25 protein-coding genes are annotated in these 20,903 nt (G+C 66.8%); 12 read left to right on the forward strand and 13 right to left on the reverse strand.

Annotated elements, in window-relative coordinates:
• Position 1 precedes the first annotated feature (1 nt).
• From WV31_RS16760 to WV31_RS16775, 4 genes are all read left to right on the forward strand, one after another.
• Complete coding sequence (locus tag WV31_RS16760; protein ID WP_085374644.1) at positions 2-700, forward strand: Crp/Fnr family transcriptional regulator; 699 nt, start codon at positions 2-4, stop codon at positions 698-700.
• A 120-nt stretch (positions 701-820) separates the two neighbouring features.
• The gene (locus WV31_RS16765) at positions 821-1,405 is read left to right on the forward strand and encodes a DUF2249 domain-containing protein (RefSeq protein ID WP_237051337.1); all 585 of its coding nucleotides are present in this window, start codon (positions 821-823) and stop codon (positions 1,403-1,405) included.
• Complete coding sequence (locus WV31_RS16770) at positions 1,405-2,700, forward strand: hypothetical protein (protein WP_085374645.1); 1,296 nt, start codon at positions 1,405-1,407, stop codon at positions 2,698-2,700. Before WV31_RS16765 ends, WV31_RS16770 begins: the two co-directional genes overlap by 1 nt.
• Before the next feature lie 7 nt (positions 2,701-2,707).
• Entirely contained in the window at positions 2,708-3,199 is a 492-nt protein-coding gene (locus WV31_RS16775; RefSeq protein WP_085374646.1) for a hemerythrin domain-containing protein, read from the forward strand.
• A 190-nt stretch (positions 3,200-3,389) separates the two neighbouring features.
• On the opposite strand, the gene WV31_RS16780 is transcribed toward WV31_RS16775, so the two are convergent.
• On the reverse strand, positions 3,390-3,731 hold the full coding sequence (locus WV31_RS16780) for a hypothetical protein (RefSeq protein WP_085374647.1): 342 nt from the start codon (positions 3,729-3,731) through the stop codon (positions 3,390-3,392).
• 130 nt (positions 3,732-3,861) lie between these two features.
• On the opposite strand from WV31_RS16780, the gene purU reads away from it, so the two are divergent.
• Entirely contained in the window at positions 3,862-4,722 is an 861-nt protein-coding gene (purU, locus tag WV31_RS16785; protein ID WP_085374648.1) for a formyltetrahydrofolate deformylase, read from the forward strand.
• A 3-nt stretch (positions 4,723-4,725) separates the two neighbouring features.
• On the opposite strand, the gene WV31_RS16790 is transcribed toward purU, so the two are convergent.
• Positions 4,726-5,352, reverse strand: coding sequence for a FecR family protein (locus WV31_RS16790; RefSeq protein WP_085374649.1), 627 nt, complete (start codon positions 5,350-5,352; stop codon positions 4,726-4,728).
• Positions 5,353-5,430: 78 nt separating this feature from the next.
• Between WV31_RS16790 and WV31_RS16795 the strand changes: the two genes are divergently transcribed.
• Both WV31_RS16795 and WV31_RS16800 read left to right on the forward strand, forming a co-directional pair.
• Positions 5,431-5,799, forward strand: coding sequence for a DUF423 domain-containing protein (locus WV31_RS16795; protein ID WP_085374650.1), 369 nt, complete (start codon positions 5,431-5,433; stop codon positions 5,797-5,799).
• Between the two features lie 88 nt (positions 5,800-5,887).
• Positions 5,888-6,253: a response regulator gene (locus WV31_RS16800; protein ID WP_085374651.1), complete on the forward strand. Its 366-nt coding sequence runs from the start codon at positions 5,888-5,890 to the stop codon at positions 6,251-6,253.
• Between the two features lie 366 nt (positions 6,254-6,619).
• On the opposite strand, the gene rpmG is transcribed toward WV31_RS16800, so the two are convergent.
• Complete coding sequence (gene rpmG / locus WV31_RS16805; RefSeq protein WP_002725389.1) at positions 6,620-6,787, reverse strand: 50S ribosomal protein L33; 168 nt, start codon at positions 6,785-6,787, stop codon at positions 6,620-6,622.
• 74 nt (positions 6,788-6,861) lie between these two features.
• Positions 6,862-7,890 carry a GGDEF domain-containing protein gene (locus WV31_RS16810; RefSeq protein WP_237051338.1) on the reverse strand — a complete coding sequence of 343 codons (1,029 nt, stop codon included), beginning with the start codon at positions 7,888-7,890 and terminating at the stop codon, positions 6,862-6,864.
• 205 nt (positions 7,891-8,095) lie between these two features.
• On the opposite strand from WV31_RS16810, the gene cysP reads away from it, so the two are divergent.
• From cysP to cysW, 3 genes are all read left to right on the forward strand, one after another.
• Entirely contained in the window at positions 8,096-9,097 is a 1,002-nt protein-coding gene (gene cysP / locus WV31_RS16815) for a thiosulfate ABC transporter substrate-binding protein CysP (RefSeq protein WP_085374653.1), read from the forward strand.
• Between the two features lie 90 nt (positions 9,098-9,187).
• The gene (gene cysT / locus WV31_RS16820; protein ID WP_168185973.1) at positions 9,188-10,012 is read left to right on the forward strand and encodes a sulfate ABC transporter permease subunit CysT; all 825 of its coding nucleotides are present in this window, start codon (positions 9,188-9,190) and stop codon (positions 10,010-10,012) included.
• 4 nt (positions 10,013-10,016) lie between these two features.
• Entirely contained in the window at positions 10,017-10,889 is an 873-nt protein-coding gene (cysW, locus tag WV31_RS16825) for a sulfate ABC transporter permease subunit CysW (protein ID WP_085374655.1), read from the forward strand.
• A 130-nt stretch (positions 10,890-11,019) separates the two neighbouring features.
• Here the strand turns inward: cysW and WV31_RS16830 are convergent, their stop codons facing one another.
• Positions 11,020-11,430 carry a PaaI family thioesterase gene (locus tag WV31_RS16830; protein ID WP_085374656.1) on the reverse strand — a complete coding sequence of 137 codons (411 nt, stop codon included), beginning with the start codon at positions 11,428-11,430 and terminating at the stop codon, positions 11,020-11,022.
• Between the two features lie 70 nt (positions 11,431-11,500).
• Between WV31_RS16830 and WV31_RS16835 the strand changes: the two genes are divergently transcribed.
• Complete coding sequence (locus WV31_RS16835; RefSeq protein ID WP_085374657.1) at positions 11,501-12,286, forward strand: enoyl-CoA hydratase; 786 nt, start codon at positions 11,501-11,503, stop codon at positions 12,284-12,286.
• Positions 12,287-12,438: 152 nt separating this feature from the next.
• Here the strand turns inward: WV31_RS16835 and WV31_RS16840 are convergent, their stop codons facing one another.
• The 5 genes from WV31_RS16840 to WV31_RS16860 form a co-directional block, all read right to left on the reverse strand.
• Positions 12,439-12,741, reverse strand: a complete 303-nt coding sequence (locus tag WV31_RS16840) for an STAS domain-containing protein (RefSeq protein WP_085374658.1) — start codon at positions 12,739-12,741, stop codon at positions 12,439-12,441.
• Positions 12,742-12,752: 11 nt separating this feature from the next.
• Entirely contained in the window at positions 12,753-14,801 is a 2,049-nt protein-coding gene (locus WV31_RS16845; RefSeq protein ID WP_085374659.1) for a methyl-accepting chemotaxis protein, read from the reverse strand.
• A gap of 203 nt (positions 14,802-15,004) precedes the next feature.
• Positions 15,005-15,334, reverse strand: a complete 330-nt coding sequence (gene soxZ / locus WV31_RS16850) for a thiosulfate oxidation carrier complex protein SoxZ (RefSeq protein ID WP_085374660.1) — start codon at positions 15,332-15,334, stop codon at positions 15,005-15,007.
• Positions 15,335-15,339: 5 nt separating this feature from the next.
• Positions 15,340-15,798 (reverse strand): thiosulfate oxidation carrier protein SoxY, encoded by a 459-nt coding sequence (locus WV31_RS16855; protein ID WP_237051339.1) that lies wholly within the window; start codon positions 15,796-15,798, stop codon positions 15,340-15,342.
• 86 nt (positions 15,799-15,884) lie between these two features.
• Positions 15,885-16,994 carry a YeeE/YedE family protein gene (locus tag WV31_RS16860; protein ID WP_237051340.1) on the reverse strand — a complete coding sequence of 370 codons (1,110 nt, stop codon included), beginning with the start codon at positions 16,992-16,994 and terminating at the stop codon, positions 15,885-15,887.
• A 134-nt stretch (positions 16,995-17,128) separates the two neighbouring features.
• On the opposite strand from WV31_RS16860, the gene WV31_RS16865 reads away from it, so the two are divergent.
• A complete protein-coding gene (locus WV31_RS16865) occupies positions 17,129-17,356 on the forward strand; it encodes a sulfurtransferase TusA family protein (RefSeq protein ID WP_068432537.1) in 228 nt (75 codons plus the stop codon).
• Here WV31_RS16865 and WV31_RS16870 read toward each other — a convergent pair.
• The 3 genes from WV31_RS16870 to WV31_RS16880 form a co-directional block, all read right to left on the reverse strand.
• A complete protein-coding gene (locus WV31_RS16870; protein WP_085374662.1) occupies positions 17,353-18,033 on the reverse strand; it encodes an N-acetylmuramoyl-L-alanine amidase in 681 nt (226 codons plus the stop codon). The genes WV31_RS16865 and WV31_RS16870 overlap by 4 nt on opposite strands.
• Positions 18,030-18,929 (reverse strand): DMT family transporter, encoded by a 900-nt coding sequence (locus WV31_RS16875; protein ID WP_085374663.1) that lies wholly within the window; start codon positions 18,927-18,929, stop codon positions 18,030-18,032. Before WV31_RS16875 ends, WV31_RS16870 begins: the two co-directional genes overlap by 4 nt.
• 142 nt (positions 18,930-19,071) lie before the next feature.
• On the reverse strand, positions 19,072-20,886 hold the full coding sequence (locus WV31_RS16880; RefSeq protein WP_085374664.1) for an ATP-binding cassette domain-containing protein: 1,815 nt from the start codon (positions 20,884-20,886) through the stop codon (positions 19,072-19,074).
• Between the last annotated feature and the right edge of the window lie 17 nt (positions 20,887-20,903).

Consider the following 20,903-nt stretch of genomic DNA (forward strand, 5'->3'; position numbering starts at 1 on the left):
CATGGCCCTCAGCCCCGCCGAACTGGAACTCGTCGCCAAGGCTCCCCTGCTGGCCGGCCTGTCGCCCGCCGACCTCGCGCTGCTGATGGACGGTGCCCATTCCGCCACGTACCCCGAGACCGAGCTGCTGTTCAGCCAGGGCGACAAGGCCGACCGCTTCTTCGTGCTGCTGGAGGGACGGGTCAACGTCTTCGCCCTGACCGAGACCGGCGACCAGTCTATCATCGAGGTGTTCGACCCCATCGTCACCTTCGCCGAGGCCGCCATCTTCTCGTCGGGCATCTTCCCGCTGAACGCCGAGGTGATGGCCGGCTCGAAGCTGGTGCACGTGCCGGCCCCGCTGTTCCTGAAGCGCCTGGCCGACAACCGCTCGCTGGGCCTGTTGCTGCTGGGCGGCCTGTCCCAGTGGCAGTTCCGCCTGGTTCACGAGATCAGCGAGCTGAAAAGCAAGTCGCCGGGCCAGCGCCTCGCCACCTTCCTGCTGGCGCTGGCCGCCAAGGCGGGGGCGGATACCGCCGGACGGGTGCGCCTGCCGCTGACCAAGGCGGTGCTGGCCAGCCGTATCGGCATCGCGCCGGAAAGCCTGTCGCGCGCGCTCAACCGTCTCAAGGCCTATGGCGTCGAGACCCATGGCCGCGAGGTGGAGATCACCGATATCGAGGCCCTGCGCCGCATGGTGCGTGAGGGCGGCGGGGAATAGCCGCGCGGCCCCGGCTGCGCAGACTGCATCCAATCGGCACAGAAAGTCACAGCTTAACAAACGTCAAGGCGGCGCTTTGGCCATGGGGGCAGCCTTGCATCACCTTTGCGGAAGGTGTTCATGATGGCCGGTGACGTGGCGAGTGCGGGTATCAACGAGGCTGGCGGGCCGCCGGAATGGCTGTCCCTGGCGCTCGACGCCGCGCCGCTGGACGTCCGCCCGCTGCTGGCCCAGGGCGTCGATCCCTTCGCCACCGTCATGGAGGCGGCCGCGTCCATCGAGTTCGGCGGCTCCCTGGTGGTGGACGCTCCCTTCAATCCCTCGCCTCTGCGGCGCATTCTGGCCGGGCGGGGCTTCTCGTCCTATGGCCGCAAGCTGAACGAGGGGCATTGGCGGGTGTTCTTCCACCTGGACGGCGGCGCCGACTGGGAAAGCGGCGCCGAGGTCAGCGTCGGGCCCGAAGGCGCCATGAGCTGGCGGGAAGAGGACGGCCTGCACATCGACGTGCGCAAGCTCAGCCCCCCCAATCCCATGCTGGCCATCCTGCGGCTGGTGGAAAACGTCGGGCCGGACGAGACGGTGGTCGTGCATCACGAGCGCGAACCCCACTTTCTGGCGCCGGAGCTGGCCGAGCGCGGCTGGCGCATCGCCCGGGTATCGTCCGAGGTGGTCAATGTCAGGCTGTGGCTGGAGCGGATGAACTGATGTTTCCGGGCAGCTTCATGATGGGGGCGAAGGATCGCCTCCTGCCTCCGTCCGTCCCCTATCGTTTTTTCGTGGCGGCCGTGGCCTTCCATCTGCTGGCCTGGGTGCTGCTGCTGGTGGGCAATGACGGCGTGCTGGGCTTCGTCGGCGGCCAGGGCATGGTTCTGGCCGCCCTTCACCTGATCACGCTGGGCACCCTGGCCATGACCGCCATGGGCGCCGCCATCCAGCTGCTGCCGGTGGCCACCCGCCGTCCGCTGGGGCCCATCTGGGCCATCAAGCTGATGTTCATCCTTTACGCCCCCGGCGTGGCGCTGTTCGCCGCCGGGCTGGCCCATTCCTTCGCCTGGGCCCAGCATGCCGGCGCCACCCTGTCCGTCGCCGGGCTGGCTATCTTCGCCACTCTGGTGGGGACCAACCTGCGCAAGGTCGACGACCTGCCGGGCGTCACCCGCCACGCCTGGCTGGCGGTGGCGTCGCTGATCGGCCTGGCCGTTCTGGGGCTGCTGCTGGTCATCGACTTCACCAAGGGATTCCTGCCCGACCACATGGCCGCCGCCGCCGCCCACGCGGCGCTGGCCGGCTACGGCTTCATGGGCATGCTGGCGCTGGGCTTCTCCTATGTGCTGATCCCCATGTTCGTGCTGGGCTCGGCCGTGCCCGATTCGGTGGGCAAGCGGACGGCTCTGCTGTCGGGGCTGGGCCTGGCGCTGGGCGCCGGCGGGGCACTGGCCGGAATCGGTCCGGTTGCGGCGCTGGGCATCATTCTGGGGCTGGCGGCGTCGGTGATCTATCTGCGTGGCATGCTGGCCAGCCTCAAGACCCGCATGAAGAAGCGTCTGGAGCCGTTCTTCCGCATGGTGTGGATCGCCTGGGCCCTGCTGCCCGTCAGCCTGCTGGCCGCCCTGGCCCCGGCCCTGGGCGCGCCGCTCGACCCCTGGGCCGGGCTGTGGGGATTTCTGCTGGTGTTCGGCTGGCTCTTGTCCTTCGTCACGGCGATCCTGCAGCGGATCATGCCATTCCTGGCCTCCATGCATTCCTCGGCCTTAGGCGGCAAGCCGGCGCTGCTGTCGCACCTTAGCCCCAAACTGCCGGTGGACATTCATCTGGGCTGCCACGCGGCCGCCCTGGTCCTGGTTTCCGTCGCCATCGCCGGCGGCTGGGTCTGGCCCATGCGGCTGGGCCTGCTCGCCGGCCTGATCGGCGCCATCGCCTTCGGCGTCTACACCATCGAGGTGTTGCGCCGGTACCGTTCCCACATGGCCGCCGCCGCCGCGGCCAACCAACAAGGATGAGCGTTTCATGAATACCCAGACCGGCGCCCTGCTGCATCAGGCCCACATGACCACCATCGAGGCGTTGCAGTCGCTGGACGAGTTGCTCGGCTCCAACAAGAAGGCGCCGGCCAAGGACGACCTGCTGGCCCGCAAGCTCAAGCAGCTGGCCCGTATTCTCAAGTCCGAGGTGGAAAGCCATTTCGGCTTCGAGGAGAACCACCTGTTCAAGGTGTTCGTCGAGCAGGGCGAGACCGGCATCGTCACCATGCTGACCCACGAGCACCGCTCGATCCTGCCGCTGGCGCTGCAGGTGGCCGATCTGGCCGTCGCCGCCGCCGAGGCCGGCTTCACCGATGCCACCTGGACCGAGTTCAAGGATGCCGGCGCCGAACTGGTCGAACGCGAGATCTTCCACATCCAGAAGGAAGAGATGGGCCTGCTGTCGGCCATCTCCGCCCTGGTCGATCCCGAGACCGACGAGGAACTGGCCGACATCTACCGCCGCGAAGTGGGCTGAGATCGGCGGATTTCCGGTTTGACCTGTCATCCCGACGACCATCGGGAGGAGGGATCTCGTTCTGATCCGGCTTTTCCGGGACGGACGCGCCGTTCCAGGCGGAGATCCCTCGGCTTCGCTCGGGATGACATCGGCATTGAAAAAGGCCCCCCGGTCGCCGACCGGGGGGCCTTTTTTCCGTGAGAGGACCTTACTCCGCCTCGATGCCGGCGGCGGGCAGCACGGTGACGCCGGTGCCGTCCTCGTCCTCGATCAGGACGATGTCGCCTTCGATGCGGTCACCGTCCTCGACCAGATTGTTGAAGTAGTGCCACAGGAACGACACGGCGATGGTCTGGTCGATCTCGTCGTCCTCGTCCATCTCGTCTTCGTCCATGGCCGAGATGTCGCGCAGGATTTCCAGCGAATCCTCGAACATCTCGTTCACGTCGGGCTTGTCCTCGAGCACGTTCTTGATGATGTAGTCGTGCTCGGTATCTTCCAGCTCGTACTTCCACTGGGCATTGCCCGACTTGTAGTAAACGGTGATCATCGAGCCTGCTCCGTGGGCGAAAGTCTTGTTCCGGACCTTCGGGCATTTGCGGAGAAAAGGCAAGGGCGGGATTGCCCATCGGGGCCGGGTCGGCTAAACCCATTGCTCTGTTTGAACGAGGAATCTGCTCATGGCCGAAAAGCCCGCCTGGGTCCTGACCATCACCTGTCCCGACACGGTTGGAATCGTCGCGGCGGTATCGGGTTTTCTCAGCACGCATGATTGCTTCATCACCGAGGCGGCCCAGTTCGGCGACCCGCTGTCGTCGCGGTTCTTCATGCGCATCGTGTTCGGCGCCGGGGCCATGACCCCGCCCATCCCTGAGCTGGAGAAGCTGTTCACCGAGGTGGCCGCCCGGTTCCAGATGATCTGGAAGCTGCACGACGCCACCCGCAAGGCCCGGGTGGTGATCCTGGTGTCCAAGTTCGGCCACTGCCTGAACGATCTCTTGCACCGCTACCACACCGGCTCGCTGCCCATCGAGATTCCGGCGGTGATCTCCAACCACCAGGACATGCGCTCCATCGTCGAGTGGCACGGCATTCCCTATCACTACATGGCGGTGGACAAGCACGACAAGGCCGCCCAGGAAGCCCGCGTGATGGAGGTGATCGAGCGTGCCGACGCCGAGCTGGTGGTGCTGGCCCGCTACATGCAAATCCTGTCTTCCGACATGTGCACCCGGCTGCAGGGCAAGGCCATCAACATCCACCACTCGTTCCTGCCCAGCTTCAAGGGGGCCAAGCCCTATCATCAGGCCCATTCCCGGGGCGTGAAGATCATCGGCGCCACCGCCCATTACGTCACCCCCGACCTGGACGAGGGCCCGATCATCGAGCAGGGCGTCGAACGCGTCGACCATACCCACACCCCCGACGATCTGGTGGCCATCGGCCGCGACATCGAGAACGTGGTGCTGGCCCGCGCGGTGCGCTGGCACACCGAGCACCGGGTGCTGCTCAACGGCTCGAAGACGGTGGTGTTCCGGTAAGGCTTAATTACCGAAGCTGACCGTGGCGAAGGCGCGGCTGATCCGGTCCTCGCCCCAGAAGGACGGCGGGCGCGGCGCCTGGCCGGGGCCGCCCACCGAGGTGCCGGCGCCGGGTGTGTCCAGGTCCACGGTGCCGGCGGCGGAGCTGACCACCACGCGGCCTTCGAGCAGCAGTACGCTGAGCGGCGCATCCAGCGGCCCGCCCCAGAATCGGGTGCCGCGCACCCCCACCGAGGCCAGGGGCGTCTTCACCGTCAGGGGATGGTCGGGCAGCTTGCCCACCGCGCCGGTCGCGAGCAGAAACGAGCCCTCGGACAGGGCCAGTTCCGCCTTGCCCGCCTTGCGGTCCGGCGCCCAGTCATAGGCCGCCAGGGTCATCTCGGCGCCGTCGCTCAAAGTCAGTTCCATGCCGTCGCTGAACTGGACCAGCAGGCGCGAGCCGGGGCCGGTGCGCAGGGTCTCGCCCGACCGCACCGGGTCGCCGACCGCCAGGGGGCGGCTGGCGGCGCCGTCGCGGGCCTGGGCGGCGCCCTGCAGGCGGATCACCTTGGCGGCATCCTCGGCGCGGCCTTCACCGGCCAGCAGGCCCAGGCCCAGCAACAGGGCAAGCAGGATGCGCGGAACGGCCATTCCAATATCCCCCCGTGGCGGTCAAACGTGGTTCTATATTTCGTGCGGCGGAGCGGACGGATCAAGGAGGCGAGACGCATGCGTATCTGGTTGGTGCTGGCCGGGCTGAACGGAGCCATGGCCGTGGGGTTCGCGGCCTGGGGCTCCCATGGGCTGGAGGGCGATTCCGCCCGCTGGGTGGGGCTGGCCAGCCAGTTCCAGCTACTGCACGCCGCCGCCCTGCTGGGGCTGGCGCGGTTCTGCGCCGAAGGGCGCCGCCTGTTCCGGCCCGCCGCTTTCCTGATGGTCGCCGGCATCGTCTTGTTCTCCGGCTCGCTCTATGCGAAGGCCCTGGGCGTGGCCTTGCCGGTGCCCATGCTTACACCCCTGGGAGGCATCACTTTCATCGTGTCGTGGCTGCTGCTGATCCCGGCGGGCTGGTTAGCCGGCGATCATGCTCGGGTTTGACTTGGGCCCGGGAATTGCCCATGATGCCAGGAAGCGGGCAGCCTGCGCCATCGGGGGCATATCGGGCTGAGTGGGAAACGGGTAGGTCATGGCCAAGTCAGTGCTGATCGTCGAAGATAACGACTTGAATATGAAGTTGTTCAACGATTTGCTGCAGGCAAACGGCTACGAGACCATCCAGACCAAGGATGGCCGCGAGGCCATGGATATCGCCCGCAAGCATCATCCCGACCTGATCCTGATGGACATTCAGCTGCCCGAGATTTCCGGTCTGGAAATCACCAAGATGCTGAAGAACGACGCCGAGCTGAAGGCCATTCCGGTGATCGCCGTCACCGCCTTCGCCATGAAGGGCGACGAGGAAAAGATCCGCGAGGGCGGCTGCGAGGGCTATATCGCCAAGCCCATCTCGGTGGCCAATTTCCTGCAGACCGTGGCGCGCTTCCTGGAATAGGGCGCGTCTATTTTCGGAACACGGCAGAACCTGTCATCCCGACGACCACCGGGAGGAGGGATCTCGTCCTGGCGCGATGTTGCCGGTTCGGCTCCGCCATGCCAGGAGGGGATCCCTCGCATACGCTCGGGATGACATATTCCTTAGAGCATCGAGCCTCAAATATGAGGCGCGGTGCTCCTGCGCCCATTGAGGGCGCGGCCAAGCGCGTGGAGGCGCGCGCTAAGGCAGAGGGTCAACGAATAAACTGAGAGAGCGTGATGCACATTTTGGGCATCACGCTCTGGCGGACAAACGAAAAGGGCGCCCCCTTGGGACGCCCTTTGATCCTTGCTGTCGCATCCGGCCGGGTCGGCCGGCGCTCCACTACTTGATCTTGGCTTCCTTGAACTGGACGTGCTTGCGCACGACCGGATCGTACTTGCGGAATTCAAGCTTCTCGGTGGTCTTGCGGGGGTTCTTCTTGGCCACGTAGAAGAAGCCCGTCCCAGCGGTGCTCAGCAGCTTGATGAGAATGGTGGCAGGCTTAGCCATGGCGAAAATCCCGAACAGCGTTGGTGATGAAAACTTGAGGCGCGCACCATACTGATACCGGCGGCAGAGTCAAGTCAGAATAGCTTGGCCTTGGCCAGAGAGGGGGAATCGAACGGTAATTCCCCCTGGGTGACCAGGTGTTCGAACGAGCGGACCTGATTGCGGCCGTGGCCCTTGGCGTAATACAGGGCGCGGTCGGCGTTGCCGATGACCACGGAGGGCTTGTCGTCGCAATCGATGCGGACGAAGCCGACGCTGACGGTGATGCGCCCCACGTCGGGGAAGGCGAAGGCCTCCACCGTGGCGCGGAAGCGTTCGAAAACCGCCTTGGCGGCCTCGAAGGTGGCGGGTGCCAGCAAGACGACGAACTCCTCGCCGCCGAAGCGGAACAGCCGGTCCTCGGCTCGGAAGGCCTTGCGCATCAGGGCCGACAGCAGCAGCAGCACCTCGTCGCCGAAGATGTGGCTGTAGGTGTCGTTGATCCGCTTGAAATGGTCGATGTCGATGATGCCCAGCCAGTGGTGCTGGCCGTCCAGATGGGCTTCGCGCCGGTTACCGTTGAACGACACGTCGATGTGCCGGCTTTCGGCGACGATGGTGCTGAAATTCTCGTCGAAGGTCTTGCGGTTCTTCAGCCCCGTCAGGGTGTCGCGCGCCGCGTCCCACAGAATGGTGAGGTAATTGCGGTAGATGGCGATGAAGCCCTTGATCAGGGCGGCGGGCTCGTCCTGGCCGGGATTGGTGCGGGTGACCAGGAAGGCGCAGACCTTGCCGCGGTCGTCGATCACCGGATGGGCGCGGCGGATGCCGCCGCCGGCCAGCGCCTCGCTGCGCTCGCAGCCCAGCGCCATGCAATCCAGCAGCAGGGGGTCGCTGCCGATCTCCTGCAATTCCTCCGGTGGGCCGGCGCCGTCATGGCTGCGGATGGCGGCCCAGTCGATGAAGATGCCGTTGGCGGTGGGCAGGGGCGCGCAGATGCCGCAGAACGGCAGGTTGGCCAGGTCGGCCAGCGTGGCGGTCAGGCAGTCTTCCAGGTGCTTCTGGCTTCGCTGCTCGGTCAGCAGCACAATCGATGATAGAACCGATTCCGGAGTGATTGCCACGCGATGGCTTCCTCTAAAGTATCTAATCCTAGCTTATTCCTAAGGAGGAGCCAGGAGTCAATCCGTGTCGGGCGAAGGTGGCGGGACATAGCTTTTGGTTGGGGTGCTGGAGGATGGGCAAAACAACCTAGGAAAAATGTATTTTCAGAATCAATAACACATGATAGACGTTGTTTAACCCGAGGATGACCGAACGGAGTTTCCCATGGCTTTTCGCTTTTCAACCCTGGCCGCCCTGGCGGCTCTGGTTCTGGCTCCGGCCGGCGCCCAGGCCCAGGACAAGGCGCCGGGCGAACTGCTCAACGTGTCCTACGACATCGCCCGCGAGCTGTTCCAGCAGATCAACCCCGCCTTCCAGGCCACCCCCGCCGGCAAGGGGCTCGAGATCAAGCAGAGCCACGCCGGCTCGTCCAAGCAGGCCCGCGCCATCCTCGAAGGCCTGCAGGCCGACGTGGTGACCTTCAACCAGGTGACCGACGTTCAGGTCCTGGCCGATCGGGGCTTCGTGCGCAAGGACTGGCAGACCGCCTTCCCCAATGGCGCCTCGCCCTATTATTCCCTGCCGGCTTTCGTGGTCAGGAAGGGCAACCCCAAGAACATCAGGAACTGGGACGATCTGGTCCGTCCCGACGTCAAGGTGGTGTTCCCCAATCCCAAGACCTCGGGCAACGGCCGCTACACCCATCTGGCCGCCTACGCCTTCGCGCTGGAGACCTACAAGGGCGATCAGGCCCAGGCCAAGGAGTTCATCCGCAAGCTGGTGGCCAACGTGCCGGTGTTCGACACCGGCGGGCGCGGCGCCACCACCACCTTCGTCGAGCGGGCCACCGGCGACGTGCTGGTCACCTTCGAGGCCGAGGTGGGCGGCGTGATCAAGGAATTCGGCGCCGACAAGGTCCAGGCGGTGATCCCCCCGGTCAGCATCCTGGCGGAATTCCCGGTGGCGGTGGTGGACAAGGTGGCGGCCAAGAAGGGCTCGGCCAAGACCGCCAAGGCCTATCTCGACTACCTCTATTCCGAAGAGGCGCAGGAGATCCTGGCCAGGAACTTCTACCGCGTGCGCTCGGACAAGGTGGCGGCCAAGCACGCCGCGGCCTTCCCCCAGGTGCGTCTGTACACCACCGAACTGTTCGGCGGCTGGGACAACATCCAGAAGATCCACTTCGCCGAAGGCGGCATCTTCGATCAGGTTTTCGGCAAGAAGTGATGCGCGAACGGCTTTAGCCGGTTAAAAAGGCCGTCATCCCGCGCCCGCGCGCGGGATGACGTGCCGTTTGGTTTCCCCGGAGTTGGTGTGATGCGCGCCCGCAGGCTGTTGCCCGGCTTTTCCCTGACCATGGGAATGACGCTGGCCTATCTCGGACTGATCGTCCTGCTGCCGCTGGGCGCCATGCTGGTCAAGGCGGCGGGCATGAGCCTGGACGGCTTCATCGCCGCCACCACCGGCCCGCGCGCCCTGGCCGCCTATTCTGTCACCCTGCTGTCGGCGGCCGAGGCGGTGCTGTTCAACGGCCTTGCCGGGCTGCTGTTCGCCTGGGTGCTGGCCCGCTACCAGTTTCCCGGCCGTAATCTGCTGGATGCCCTGATCGACCTGCCCTTCGCCATGCCCACCGCCGTGGCCGGCCTGGCGCTGGCCGCCGCCTTCGCGCCCAACGGCTGGGTGGGGCAGTATCTCGAGCCCTTGGGGCTGAAGGTGGTCCACGCCCAGCCGGGCATCGCCATCGCCATGGCCTTCACCAGCCTGCCCTTCGTGGTCCGCAGCGTGCAGCCGGTGATCGAGGAGCTGGAGACCGAGACCGAGGAGGCGGCCCGCACCCTGGGGGCGTCCGAGACGCAGATCTTCCTCAAGGTGATCATGCCGACCCTGGCTCCGGCGCTGCTGGCCGGCATGTCGCTGGCCTTCGCCCGCTGCCTGGGCGAGTTCGGCGCCATCATCTTCATCGCCGGCAACCGCCCGTTCGAGACCGAGATCGCCGCCCTGCTGATCTTCATCAAGCTGGAGGAATACGAGTTCGGCTCGGCCACGGCGGTCGCCACCGTGGTGCTGGCCTTCGCCTTCATCACCATGCTGCTCACCAACGGCATCCAGGCCTGGCAGCAGCGCTATCTGGCAAAGGGGTAAGCCCATGATACCCGCCATGGCCGTCCACCACGTGCCCCACCGCCAGCCGGGCGGCAAGCGTCGCCGCATCCTGATCGGTCTGGCCGGATTGCTGGCGCTGGGCTTCCTGATGGTGCCCATGGCGGTGATCTTCGCCCAGGCGTTCTCGAAAGGCTGGGCGTCATGGTGGGCGGCGGTCAGCCATCCCGAGACCCTGCACGCCATCGGCCTGTCCCTGCTGGTCCTGGCCGTCGTGGTGCCCATCAACGCCGTCTACGGCCTGGCGGTGGCCTGGACGGTGACCAAGTTCCGCTTTCGGGGAAAGAAGTGGCTGGTGGCCCTGGTCGAGGCGCCGTTCTCGGTGTCGCCCATCGTCGCCGGCGTTGCCGCCCTGATGGTCTATGGCGGCTCGGGCCTGCTGGGGCCCTGGCTGGAGGAGCACGACCTCAAGGTGATGTTCGCCCTGCCGGGCATCGTCATCGCCACCCTGTTCGTCACCAGCCCGTTCATCGCCCGCGAATTGCTGCCCCTGATGCAGTTGCAGGGCACCGACGACGAGGAGGCGGCCCTGACCCTGGGGGCGGGGGGGCTGGCCATCTTCCTGCGCGTCACCCTGCCCAACGTCAAATGGGCGCTGTATTACGGCATCATCCTGTGCGCGGCGCGCTCGCTGGGCGAGTTCGGCGCCGTCTCGGTGGTGTCGGGGCAGGTGAGGGGCGAGACCATGACGCTGCCCCTGCAGATCGACCTGCTCTATCACGATTACGAGACGTCGGGCGCCTTCGCCGCCGCCTCGGTGCTGACCCTGCTGGCCCTGGTCACCCTGGTGCTGAAGCTGCTGGTCGAGCGCTTCTATGACCGCCAGATCGAGGAAACCCTGGCCGAGCGCCAGGGCTGAACGCTCGGATGCAGGGAGAGGTTGCTCCAGCGGCCATTGAGGCCGCGGCCAAGCTCGCGGAGGCGAGCGCCCGGCGAGGGGCAAATATGAATCCTTAGACCATTGAGCGTCGCGTTTGACGCTCAATGGTCTAAGGAATGGCGTAGGTGGCCGTCACGTGGGCGACCAGCTCGTCGCTGCCCGCCGCGATCAGCTCGACCGCGCCCATGGCCAGGCGGCGGCCCTGCTTCAGCAAGGTGGCCTCGGCGATGATGTCGCAGCGCTCGGCCTTGCGCAGGAAGCTGATGTTGAGATTGCTGGTCACCGCCATTTCCTGCTGGCCGATGGCCGACAGCACGGCGGCGTACAGCCCCACGTCGGCCAGCGTCATCAGCGCCGGGCCGCACACCACGTCCACGGGACGGGTGAGATGGGGGCCGAAGGGCATGATCAGCCGGGCGCTGCCCTTGCCGATGCTTTCGGCCCGGATGGCCAGGTCGCGGGCCATGGGCAGCTTTTCCATCAGCAGGGCGTTGAACTGTTCGGCAGAGATGGCGGACATCGGACCTCCCGGGTAAACTGGTCCGACCAGTTTCAGGGATTCCCGGCGAAGATGGCAAGGGAGGTTTGGTATGTCCGAGGTCGAACCCATTCTGATCCGCTCCGACCAGGGGGGCGTTGCCACCCTGACGCTCAACCGCCCGGCGGCGCGCAACGCCCTGTCGGTGGCTCTGATGAGCGAGCTGGAAAAGGCCCTGGCCGCCATCGCCGCCGATCCGTCCGTCAAGGCGGTGGTGCTGGCCGCCAACGGCCCGGCCTTCTGCGCCGGCCACGACCTCAAGGAGATGCGCTCGCTCTCCACCGCCCAGCAGGTGTCGGCGGTGTTCGACCTGTGCTCAAGGGTGATGAAGGCCATCGTGCGGCTGCCCCAGCCGGTGATCGCCAAGGTCCATGCCATGGCCACGGCGGCCGGCTGCCAGCTGGTGGCCAGCTGCGATCTGGCCTATGCCGCCGAGACGGCGAAATTCGCCACGCCGGGGGTCAATATCGGTCTGTTCTGCTCGACGCCCATGGTGGCGCTGTCGCGCGCCGTGGGGCGCAAGCAGGCCATGGAGATGCTGCTGTCCGGGGTGCCGGTGGACGCCGTCACGGCCCAAGCCTGGGGGCTGGTCAACCGCGCGGTGGCGCCCCAGGCGCTGGACGGCGCCGTGGCGGAGATGGCGGGGCTGATCGCCGCCAAATCCTCCTACACCGTCAAGGTGGGCAAGGAGGCGTTCTACCGCCAGCTGGAGATGGGCCTGGACGACGCCTACGCCCATGCCTCCAAGGTGATGACCGAGAACATGCTGGCCCAGGATGCGGCCGAGGGCATCGACGCCTTCCTGGAAAAGCGCCCGCCGGTGTGGCGCGGCTGCTAGAAGCATCGAGCGTTAAATCAGAGGCGGATTGTCACCCTGAGCCTCGGCGAAGGGTCTTTCAGGCACAGGCGGCAACCGCTTCGGGCTGAAAGATGCTTCGCCGAGGCTCAGCATGACAGCACGATTCAGATTTGATGCGCGCCGCTAAAGCCCTATTGGAACTCGAACAGGGTCTGGAAGGCGGCGCGGTCCAGGGCTTCGCGCACCGGTCCGGCGGCGCCCCGGATCACCACCTTGGTGCCGGCGGCGTTGGCGGCGTCGTAGATGTGGACGAACAGGCTCATGCCGGTGGAATCGATGACGTCCAGGCCGGACAGCAGGATGTCCCACTTTGCCTTTCCCACCTTTTCAAGTTCCGCCAGGACCTTGGGGAACAGGTGGGCCTCGGCGAAGGTGAGCCGCCCCTTGATGGTGATCTCGGCCCCGCCGCCGACCTCGCGGATGCTGTGTTGCATGATCGTCGATCCTAGGATGCACGGATGGAGGTCAGGAAGGTGTCGACCCGGTCGCGCAGATTGGTGGCGCGCTCTGACACATCCTGGGCGGTCTGCAGCACCTCGGCCGAGGCGTGCTTGGTTTCTTCCGCCGCCTTGTTGACGCCGGTGACGTTGGCGCTGATCTCGCCGGTGGCGGTGGCCACCTGCTGGACGTTGGCGGCGATCTCGCCGGTGGCGGCGTCCTGGCCGCGCACCGCCTCGGCGATGCCGGTGGCCACGCCGTGGACCTGTTCGATCACCGAAGTGATGGAGGTGATGGCCGAGACGGCGTCGCCGGTGACCTTCTGCACGGTGTTGATCTGGCCGGCGATCTCCTCGGTGGCCTTGGCGGTCTGGTTGGCCAGATGCTTGACCTCGTTGGCGACGACGGCGAAGCCCTTGCCCGCCTCGCCGGCCCTGGCCGCCTCGATGGTGGCGTTGAGCGCCAGCAGGTTGGTCTGGGCCGCGATGTCGTTGATCAGGGCGACCACGGCGCCGATCTTGTCCACCGCCGAGGCCAGGCCGTCGATCAGTTCGGTGGTGCGGCGGGCCTCGGACGAGGCCTCCTCGCTGATGCGCACCGAGTCCTGCACCTTGCGGCTGATGTCCTCGCCCGAATGGGCCAACTGCTCGGCCGAGCCGGCAGCGGTGCGCATGTTGACGGCGGTTTCCTCGATGCCGGCGGCCACGGCCGAGGCCTGGGCCGACGCGTCCTCCGCCGTGGAGGACAGGGAGCGCGAGGTGGCCTCCAGTTCGGTGGCGGTGGAGGCCATGCCGGCCAGGGCGTCGGAGACTTCCTCGTTGAACTCGCGCAGAAGGTTGTCGATGACCCGGGCGCGCTTGTCCTTGGTCCACTCGGCCTGGCGCCGCTCCTCGTCCAACTGGTCGGCGCGGATCAGGCCTTCCTTGAAGATCTCCACGGCGCGGGCCATGGCGCCGATCTCGTCGCCGCGCGTCAGGCCGTTGATGGCGACGGTCTTGTCGCCCTCGGCCAGCTTGGTCATGTCGACGGTCATTTCGGCCAGGGGACGGGTGATGCCGCGGGCGATGACCCATACCAGGACGACGCCCAGCGTCAGCACGCCGCCGGTGATGACCAGATAGGCGTACAGGGCGCCCAGAGTGTTGTCGTGCCCCTTGTCGGCCATGTTGACCAGGGAGGCGGAGGCCAGGTCCTCCACCTGCTTCAGGAGGTCGATCTTCTTGGTGATGGTGTCGAACCACACCGGCGCCTCGATGCCGTCCAGATCGTTGGTGAAGGGGGACTCCAGCGCCACGGCGCGCATGCGGTCCACTTCCCTGGTCACCGGATCGGCGGCGACCTTCTCGAAGGCCTGGCGCAGTTCGGGCTCGGCATTCTTGACGAAGGTGTCGAAGAACACCTCCTGGCGGGCGATCAACTGGGCGAAGTTCCGGTGAAGCGCCGGCTCGAACTTTTTGGCGCCGAAGCCGCCGCTGGCGGTGGCGCGCTCTTGGCCTGCCCGCTCCTTACCCTGCAGCAGCTGGACATAGGCGACGATGGCCTTGGTGACGCGGGCGTCGCGGCTGACCACCGCCATCTCCTCGATCACCGCCAGCTGTTTGGCGATGGTGCCGGTGTAGTAGCCGGTGGCCTCGCCCAGCGGGATCGAGAGGTTGCTGATGGCGGCGCGCTTGTCGCCCAGGGCCTTGATGGCGTCGGCGGCGCCGTCCAGCTTGGACTTGAAGGCGGTGCCGTATGCGGCGGCGGGAAAATGCGCCAGAACGCCCGAGAGTTCCGCCAGCTTGGCGTCGGTCAGCTTGCGCTGCTCCGGCAGGCGATCCTTGAATTTTTCGCCCTTGCTGCCGACGAACCCGGCCGAGGTGCCGCGTTCCTTCTGCAGCTCGTGGACCAGGGCGCTGATGGCCGGCGCCAGCCGGGCCAGTTCCTCGACCTGTTCCATCTCATCGGCCTGACGGGCCTTTTCGGACAGGGCCAGGCCGGCATAGACGACGACGGCCGCCAGCGGAATGATCAGCGCCAGGATCAGCCGGACCGCGATTTTGAAATTATTGAGCATGGGAGCCTCTCGGGCGTTCGAGCGTGGACTCGACGGCAGCCACGACGTCACGACTTGTTGCGTGGAGGCACGGCGGAATAGCGCCTCCGCCTTACATGATATGGCGGAGGATTGTATCGGCCAATCCATAAATCGTGACGGATTGGTGCAAATGCAAAACGTTCAAGAATATATGTAATATTACCTACGGCGAGGGGGTGCTTCTATTCGACGAGAATGTCGTGAGCGTACTCGAAGCTTTCGCCGGTTTCGTCGAACCAGGTCAACTTGATCTTGCCGCTGGAGGTTGCCACTGCGAAGAAGCTGGCGAACGGGTTGGCCGAGACCGCCTGATGCCAGTCGGCGCTGATCACCGGCTCGTTGTTCCAGGTGCAGGTGAAGCGGTTGATGATGCGCCGGGGAATGGTCTTGCCGGCCCCGTCCTTGCGCAGTCCGGTTTCCATGTCGTGGCTGATCTGGGTCTTGATCTCGATGATCTCGCCCTTCTTGGCCTTGGCCGGGATGCGGACCTTGACGCGATCTGAATTGGCCATTGCCCTCAGCCTCCACAGCCGCCGATGGTGACGGTGACCTCCTGGCGGGCGATCCACACCTCGCCGTCCGAGGTTACCGCATAGGCCCGTACCGTCTGGGTCTTGGCCAGGCGCATGCGGAAACTGACCTCGGCGCGGCCCGAGCGCGGCGTCAGGTACCAGGACGACACCACCGGATAGGGATTGCCTTCCGCCAGGACGTGGATGGCCTTGACGTGATCGGCGGCGGTCATGGGCGAGTCCACCGTTACGGTGATGGGCTCGTTGGCGCCGCTGGCGGCCACGTCGCGCATCTTCAGCCTGACCTTGCCGTCCCTGGCCTTGAAGGGGCCCATCAGCTTGCGGGCCAACTCGTCCGCCTCCTGCGCGGCCGCCGGCGCGGGAAAGCCCAGGCCCGCCGAGGCGGCGGCCATGGCGGTTCCGGCCAGCACGGCGCGGCGGTTTACTCGCGTGGTGGTGTCCACTGTCGTCTCCTCCCCCTCCCCGGACTTTTTTCTTTCATGGTAGCGGAGGCGAGCGAAAGGGCGCAACCGAATATATCAATATTCTATTATATGCGAAAACCCAGCAGCGTCTTCAGCCCGGCGAGCGGGCCGCCTTCCTCGAGGCTTTTCAGCCCCCACACGCCTCCGGCGACGATGGCGGCCAGCGCCAGGAACGAGGTCATGGACAGGGTGGAAAGGCCGGTCAGCCCCTGGCCGATGGTGCAGCCCATGGCCAGCACGCCGCCGGTTCCCATCAGGGCGCCGCCGGCCAGATGGCGGAGCATGTCGGCCTTGTCGGTGAAACTCTCCAGCATGAAGGTGCGGCTCAGGCGGGCCGAGAGGTGGGATCCGACGATGACGCCGCCCACCGCGGCAATGCCGAAATTGATGGTCGAGCCGGTATAGGTCATCAGATAGATCAGCCCGTCGCCCATGGGGGCGATGAACGAGAACGAGGCCAGGGCCACGGGATCGAACTCGTCGGCGCCCAGAATGCCGGTGATGGCCCAGCCGGCGGGAATGGCGGCTCCGATGATTACGGCCCCGGCCAGCATGCGGCGCGACGCCCGGAAGGCGCCGTCCCTCAGGCACCAGGCCAGGGCGCCGCCGGCCAGGATGGTGACGCAGGCCAGACGGGCGGCCGTCCGCTCCAGCCCCAGGGTGGACAGCAGGGCGGGCAGGCTCTGGTCGGCGAGGCCCAGCCGGGCGGGGGCGAGGTTGGTAGTCTGCTCGATGGCGATGCGCTCGACCGCCAGCAGACCCTTCAGCGTCATGGTGGCGAACAGCCCGATCATCAGGGCGACCACCAGGGACTTGAGGTTGCCGCCGCCCAGGCGCACCAGGGTCTTGGAGCCGCAGCCGCCCGCCAGGGTCATGCCGTAGCCGAACATCAGGCCGCCCAGGATGGCCCCGGCCCAGGCGATGGAGCCGCCGAGATAGATGGACTTGCCCAGGTCGACCAGCCCGGCCGCCTGCAGCGCCTGCGATCCCAGCATGGCCACCGCCATGGCCAGCACCCAGGCGCGCAGCCGCCGGCGATCACCCATGAACACCAGATCGGACAAGGCCCCCATGGTGCAGAACTCGCTGGCCCTGGCCGTCCAGCCGAAGACCGCGCCCACCGCGAAGGTGGCCGTGCCGACAAGGGTGGTGAGCGGAATCTCGGACAACGGCACTCTCCATTCAACGGTGTCCAGGCTATCACCGCCGAGCGGGCGGCATCAATGGACTGGGACAGGATTGAATATTAGTGTAGCCTGATATCAGAGAGGCGGTCGGAACCGCTAGAACCATGCGAGGGAGGATGCGGATGTCGAACACCGTTCTGGACGTGAAGGGCCTCAACTGCCCGCTGCCCATTCTGCGCGCCAAGAAGGCGATCAAGGATCTGTCGGCCGGGGCGGTGCTGGAGGTGATCGCCACCGATCCGGGTTCGGTCGCCGATTTCGACGCCTTCTGCCGCCAGACCGGCAACACCCTGCTCAGCCAGGAGCAGGACAACGGCGTCTACACCTTTAAAATCCAGAAGGGCGCCTAGCGCACGATCCGCAGAAGCGAGCGCAGGCGGCCGACGCTTTCCTCGTCGATCAGCCCGTCCACCTTCCAGGGCCGGAAATGGCGCTGGAAGGCGGTGAGCGCCGCCTTGGGGTCGTGGATGTCGTAGCCCACGTGGGACAGGCCCGACAGCAGAACATGCTCGGGCGGCAGGGGCGTGGGCTCGCCGCACGGCCACAGGCCGATGCCGTGACGCTCGGCCAGGTCTTGCCACGGGAACAACTCGCCCGGGTCCTGCTTGCGGGTCGGCGCCACGTCGGAATGCCCCACCACGTTGCGGGGCGCAATGGGGTGGCGGGCCAGGATCTCGCGGGACAGGCGGATCAGCGCCTCGATCTGCGCGGCCGGAAAGGCGCGGTAGCCGAATTCGTGGCCGGGATTGACCAGCTCGATGCCGATGGAGCGGGAATTGACGTCGGCCTCGCCCCGCCACGACGAGGCACCGGCATGCCAGGCCCGCATCTCTTCCGCCACCAGGGCGAAGACGCGCCCGTCCTCCTCGATGACGTAATGGGCGCTGACCTTGGCCTGCGCGTCGCACAGCCGCGCCAGGGCGGCCTCGCCGCTTTCCATGCCGGTGTAGTGCAGCACCAGCGTGTCGATTTGGGCCCCGGCGGGGCGCGGCTCGAAATTGGGCGAGGGGCGGGCGATGACGGTCATGTTCCGGGCTCCGGTTCGTCGGCGCGGTGGATGGCGCGGCCGGGCAGCAATTCCACCACGGCGACGCCGAGAACGGTCAGCGCCCCGCCCACCAGCTTGTGCCAGGTCAGCGGCTCGCCCAGCAGCAGAACGCCGCCGGCCAGCCCGACCACCGGCCCCAGCAGGGTGAAGGGCACCACCCGGTTGATGGAGTGCCGGGCGATCAGCTTGTACCACAGGGTATAGGCGATCAGGGTCGAGCCGATGACGGTGTAGGCCACGCCGCTCCAGCCCTTGATCCCGGTGGCGGCCATGGCCTCCATCTGGCCGCTTTCGGTGGCCAGCGACAGGGCCAGCAGCATGGGTGCGGCCAGCAGGGCCATCCAGCCGTTCAGCGCCAGGGGATTGACGGGGCCTAGGCGCTTGATCACCACATTGGCCAGCGCCCAGGCCAGGCCCGAGGCCACCACGGCGACGAAGGGGGCTATCCGGGGCAGGTGGGGCTCACCCGCCAGCAGGGCGACGCCGACGAAGGACACCGCCAGGCCCAGGCCGCGCCCCAGCCCCAGCACCTCGCCGAAGAAGGCCCAGGCCAGGATGGCGGAAAAGGGGATGGACAGCTCGATGACGATGGCGGCGGTGGCGGCGTCCATGCCCGCCACGCCGAAGAACATCAGGCCGAAATGCCCGACTCCCAGCAGTAGGGCGAGCAAGAGGATGCCGGGCAGAAGGGCGCGGCCGGGCCTAAAGAACGGCGCCAGGACCAAGGCGGTGCAGGCGAAGCGCAGCGCGGTCAGCAGGAAGGGCGGCAACGTGCCCAGTGCCGTCTTCACCGCCACGAAATTGAGCCCCCAGATGGTGACGACCAGGGTGGCCGACGCCCATTCCAGGGGGGACAGGCGGTTGGGCGCGGTCATGGCGTCTGCGTCCTTGTCATCCCGACGACCATCGGGAGGAGGGATCTCGTCCTGGCACGGCTTTTTCCGGTCGGCTCCGTCGGCACAGGCGGAGATCCCTCGGCTTCGCTCGGGATGCCAGGAAAACGGAGTGGTGAATGGCTCACTTCCCCGCCGCCTCTTCGCGCTTGGCCTCCAGTTCCAGCCAGCGCACTTCCGCCTCGTCCAGTTCGGACCTTGCCGCCTCGGCGCGGGCGGCCAGTTTTTGGAAGCGGGCGGCGTCCTTGGCGTAGAGGTTGGGGTCGGCCAGATCGCTTTCCAGCTTGGCGATCTCCGCCGTCAGCGTGTCGATGCGGCCGGGCAGCTGGTCCAGTTCGCGCTGTTCGTTGTAGGACAGGCGCGTGCGGGCGCTTTGCGGCTTAGGCGGGGCCTGGGGCTTGGACGGCGGCTTGGGCGCCGCCTTTTCCGCCTTGACCGGGCGCTGGCGCAGGTAATCGGAATAGCCGCCCACATACTCGGCCACCTCGGCATCGCCCTCCACGGCGATGACGCTGGTCACCAGCCGGTCGAGGAAGTCGCGGTCGTGGCTGACCACCAGCAGGGTGCCGTCGTAATCGGCCAGCACCTCTTCCAGCAGGTCCAGGGTGTCCATGTCGAGATCGTTGGTGGGCTCGTCCAGGATCAAGAGGTTGGACGGCTTGGCCAGCAGCTTGGCCAGCAGCAGGCGGTTCCGTTCGCCGCCCGACAGGGCGCGGACCGGCGTGCGGGCCTGGGCTTCCGAGAACAGGAAGTCCTTCATGTAGCCGACCACGTGCTGGGGCGTGCCCCGCACCCAGACATTGTCGCCGCGTCCGTCGGTCAGCGTGTCCCACACGCTCTTGTCGGGATCGAGCGCGGCGCGGCGCTGGTCGAAATAGGCGGTCTCCAGATTGGTGCCCAGACGCACCACGCCACCGTCGGGGGCCAGTTCGCCGGTCAGCATGCGCAAAAGCGTGGTCTTGCCGGCACCGTTGGGGCCGATCAGCCCGACCCGGTCGCCCCTGAGGATGCGGGTGGAGAAGTCCTGGCAGATGCGCTTGTCGCCGAACGACTTGCTGACGTTTTCCGCCTCGATCACCAGCCGGCCGGACAGCTCGCCCGAATCCGTGGCCAGATTGACCTGGCGGCCGGCGGCCAGCACCTGGGACTTGCGTTCGGCCCGTTCCGAGCGCAGGCCCTGCAGGGCGCGCAAGCGGCCCATGTTGCGCTTGCGGCGCGCCGTGACGCCCCGGGCCAGCCAGTGCAGCTCCTGGCGCATGCGGGTGTCCATGCGGGCCAGTTCCGCCTCCTCGGCGGCGAAGACCTCGTCCTGCCAGGCGGGGAATTTCTCGAAGCCGAATTCGGCGCGGCGCACCTGGCCCCGCTCCAGCCACAGGGTCTGTTTCGACACGGTTTCCAGGAAACGGCGGTCGTGGCTGATCATCACCAGGGCGCCGCCATAGGCGGACAGCCATTCCTCCAGCCACAGGATGGTGGGCAGGTCCAGATGGTTGGTGGGCTCGTCCAGCAGCAGGGCGTCGGGCTGGCCCACCAGGGCGCGGGCCAAAGCGGCGCGGCGGCCTTCGCCACCCGACAGCACCACCGGGTCGCGGTCGCCGTCCATGCCCATGGCGTCGAGGACCGCCTCGACCCGGTACATCTGGTCGCGCTCGTCGGGGCGCAGGCCCTGGGCCACGTAATCGGCGATGGTGGGCGCCAGGATGATGGGGTCCTGGGGCAGCACGGCGATGGTGGTGCCGGGCTGGACGAAGCGTTCGCCGGAATCGGGCGCGATCTCGCCGGCCAGAACCTTGAGCAGGGTGGACTTGCCCGAGCCGTTGCGGCCGACCAGGCAGGTCTTGTCGCCCTTGGCGATCCAGGTGGTGACGCCCTCGAACAGCGGCTTGCCGCCGAAGGTCAGACGAACGTCGCGAAGGGCGAGGAGGGGAGGTGGAGCCATGCCCGATGGCTACACCT

Source organism: Magnetospirillum sp. ME-1 (genome assembly GCF_002105535.1).
Classification (GTDB): domain Bacteria; phylum Pseudomonadota; class Alphaproteobacteria; order Rhodospirillales; family Magnetospirillaceae; genus Phaeospirillum.

What these genes read in the sequence shown, in the direction of transcription:
- WV31_RS16760 (WP_085374644.1), top strand. Translation starts at nt 2, where the DNA reads ATGGCCCTCAGCCCCGCCGAACTGGAACTCGTCGCCAAGGCTCCCCTG.
- WV31_RS16765 (WP_237051337.1), top strand. Translation starts at nt 821, where the DNA reads ATGATGGCCGGTGACGTGGCGAGTGCGGGTATCAACGAGGCTGGCGGG.
- WV31_RS16770 (WP_085374645.1), top strand. Translation starts at nt 1,405, where the DNA reads ATGTTTCCGGGCAGCTTCATGATGGGGGCGAAGGATCGCCTCCTGCCT.
- WV31_RS16775 (WP_085374646.1), top strand. Translation starts at nt 2,708, where the DNA reads ATGAATACCCAGACCGGCGCCCTGCTGCATCAGGCCCACATGACCACC.
- WV31_RS16780 (WP_085374647.1), bottom strand. Translation starts at nt 3,731, where the DNA reads ATGATCACCGTTTACTACAAGTCGGGCAATGCCCAGTGGAAGTACGAG.
- purU (WP_085374648.1), top strand. Translation starts at nt 3,862, where the DNA reads ATGGCCGAAAAGCCCGCCTGGGTCCTGACCATCACCTGTCCCGACACG.
- WV31_RS16790 (WP_085374649.1), bottom strand. Translation starts at nt 5,352, where the DNA reads ATGGCCGTTCCGCGCATCCTGCTTGCCCTGTTGCTGGGCCTGGGCCTG.
- WV31_RS16795 (WP_085374650.1), top strand. Translation starts at nt 5,431, where the DNA reads ATGCGTATCTGGTTGGTGCTGGCCGGGCTGAACGGAGCCATGGCCGTG.
- WV31_RS16800 (WP_085374651.1), top strand. Translation starts at nt 5,888, where the DNA reads ATGGCCAAGTCAGTGCTGATCGTCGAAGATAACGACTTGAATATGAAG.
- rpmG (WP_002725389.1), bottom strand. Translation starts at nt 6,787, where the DNA reads ATGGCTAAGCCTGCCACCATTCTCATCAAGCTGCTGAGCACCGCTGGG.
- cysP (WP_085374653.1), top strand. Translation starts at nt 8,096, where the DNA reads ATGGCTTTTCGCTTTTCAACCCTGGCCGCCCTGGCGGCTCTGGTTCTG.
- cysT (WP_168185973.1), top strand. Translation starts at nt 9,188, where the DNA reads ATGCGCGCCCGCAGGCTGTTGCCCGGCTTTTCCCTGACCATGGGAATG.
- cysW (WP_085374655.1), top strand. Translation starts at nt 10,017, where the DNA reads ATGATACCCGCCATGGCCGTCCACCACGTGCCCCACCGCCAGCCGGGC.
- WV31_RS16830 (WP_085374656.1), bottom strand. Translation starts at nt 11,430, where the DNA reads ATGTCCGCCATCTCTGCCGAACAGTTCAACGCCCTGCTGATGGAAAAG.
- WV31_RS16835 (WP_085374657.1), top strand. Translation starts at nt 11,501, where the DNA reads ATGTCCGAGGTCGAACCCATTCTGATCCGCTCCGACCAGGGGGGCGTT.
- WV31_RS16840 (WP_085374658.1), bottom strand. Translation starts at nt 12,741, where the DNA reads ATGCAACACAGCATCCGCGAGGTCGGCGGCGGGGCCGAGATCACCATC.
- WV31_RS16845 (WP_085374659.1), bottom strand. Translation starts at nt 14,801, where the DNA reads ATGCTCAATAATTTCAAAATCGCGGTCCGGCTGATCCTGGCGCTGATC.
- soxZ (WP_085374660.1), bottom strand. Translation starts at nt 15,334, where the DNA reads ATGGCCAATTCAGATCGCGTCAAGGTCCGCATCCCGGCCAAGGCCAAG.
- WV31_RS16865 (WP_068432537.1), top strand. Translation starts at nt 17,129, where the DNA reads ATGTCGAACACCGTTCTGGACGTGAAGGGCCTCAACTGCCCGCTGCCC.
- WV31_RS16870 (WP_085374662.1), bottom strand. Translation starts at nt 18,033, where the DNA reads ATGACCGTCATCGCCCGCCCCTCGCCCAATTTCGAGCCGCGCCCCGCC.
- WV31_RS16875 (WP_085374663.1), bottom strand. Translation starts at nt 18,929, where the DNA reads ATGACCGCGCCCAACCGCCTGTCCCCCCTGGAATGGGCGTCGGCCACC.
- WV31_RS16880 (WP_085374664.1), bottom strand. Translation starts at nt 20,886, where the DNA reads ATGGCTCCACCTCCCCTCCTCGCCCTTCGCGACGTTCGTCTGACCTTC.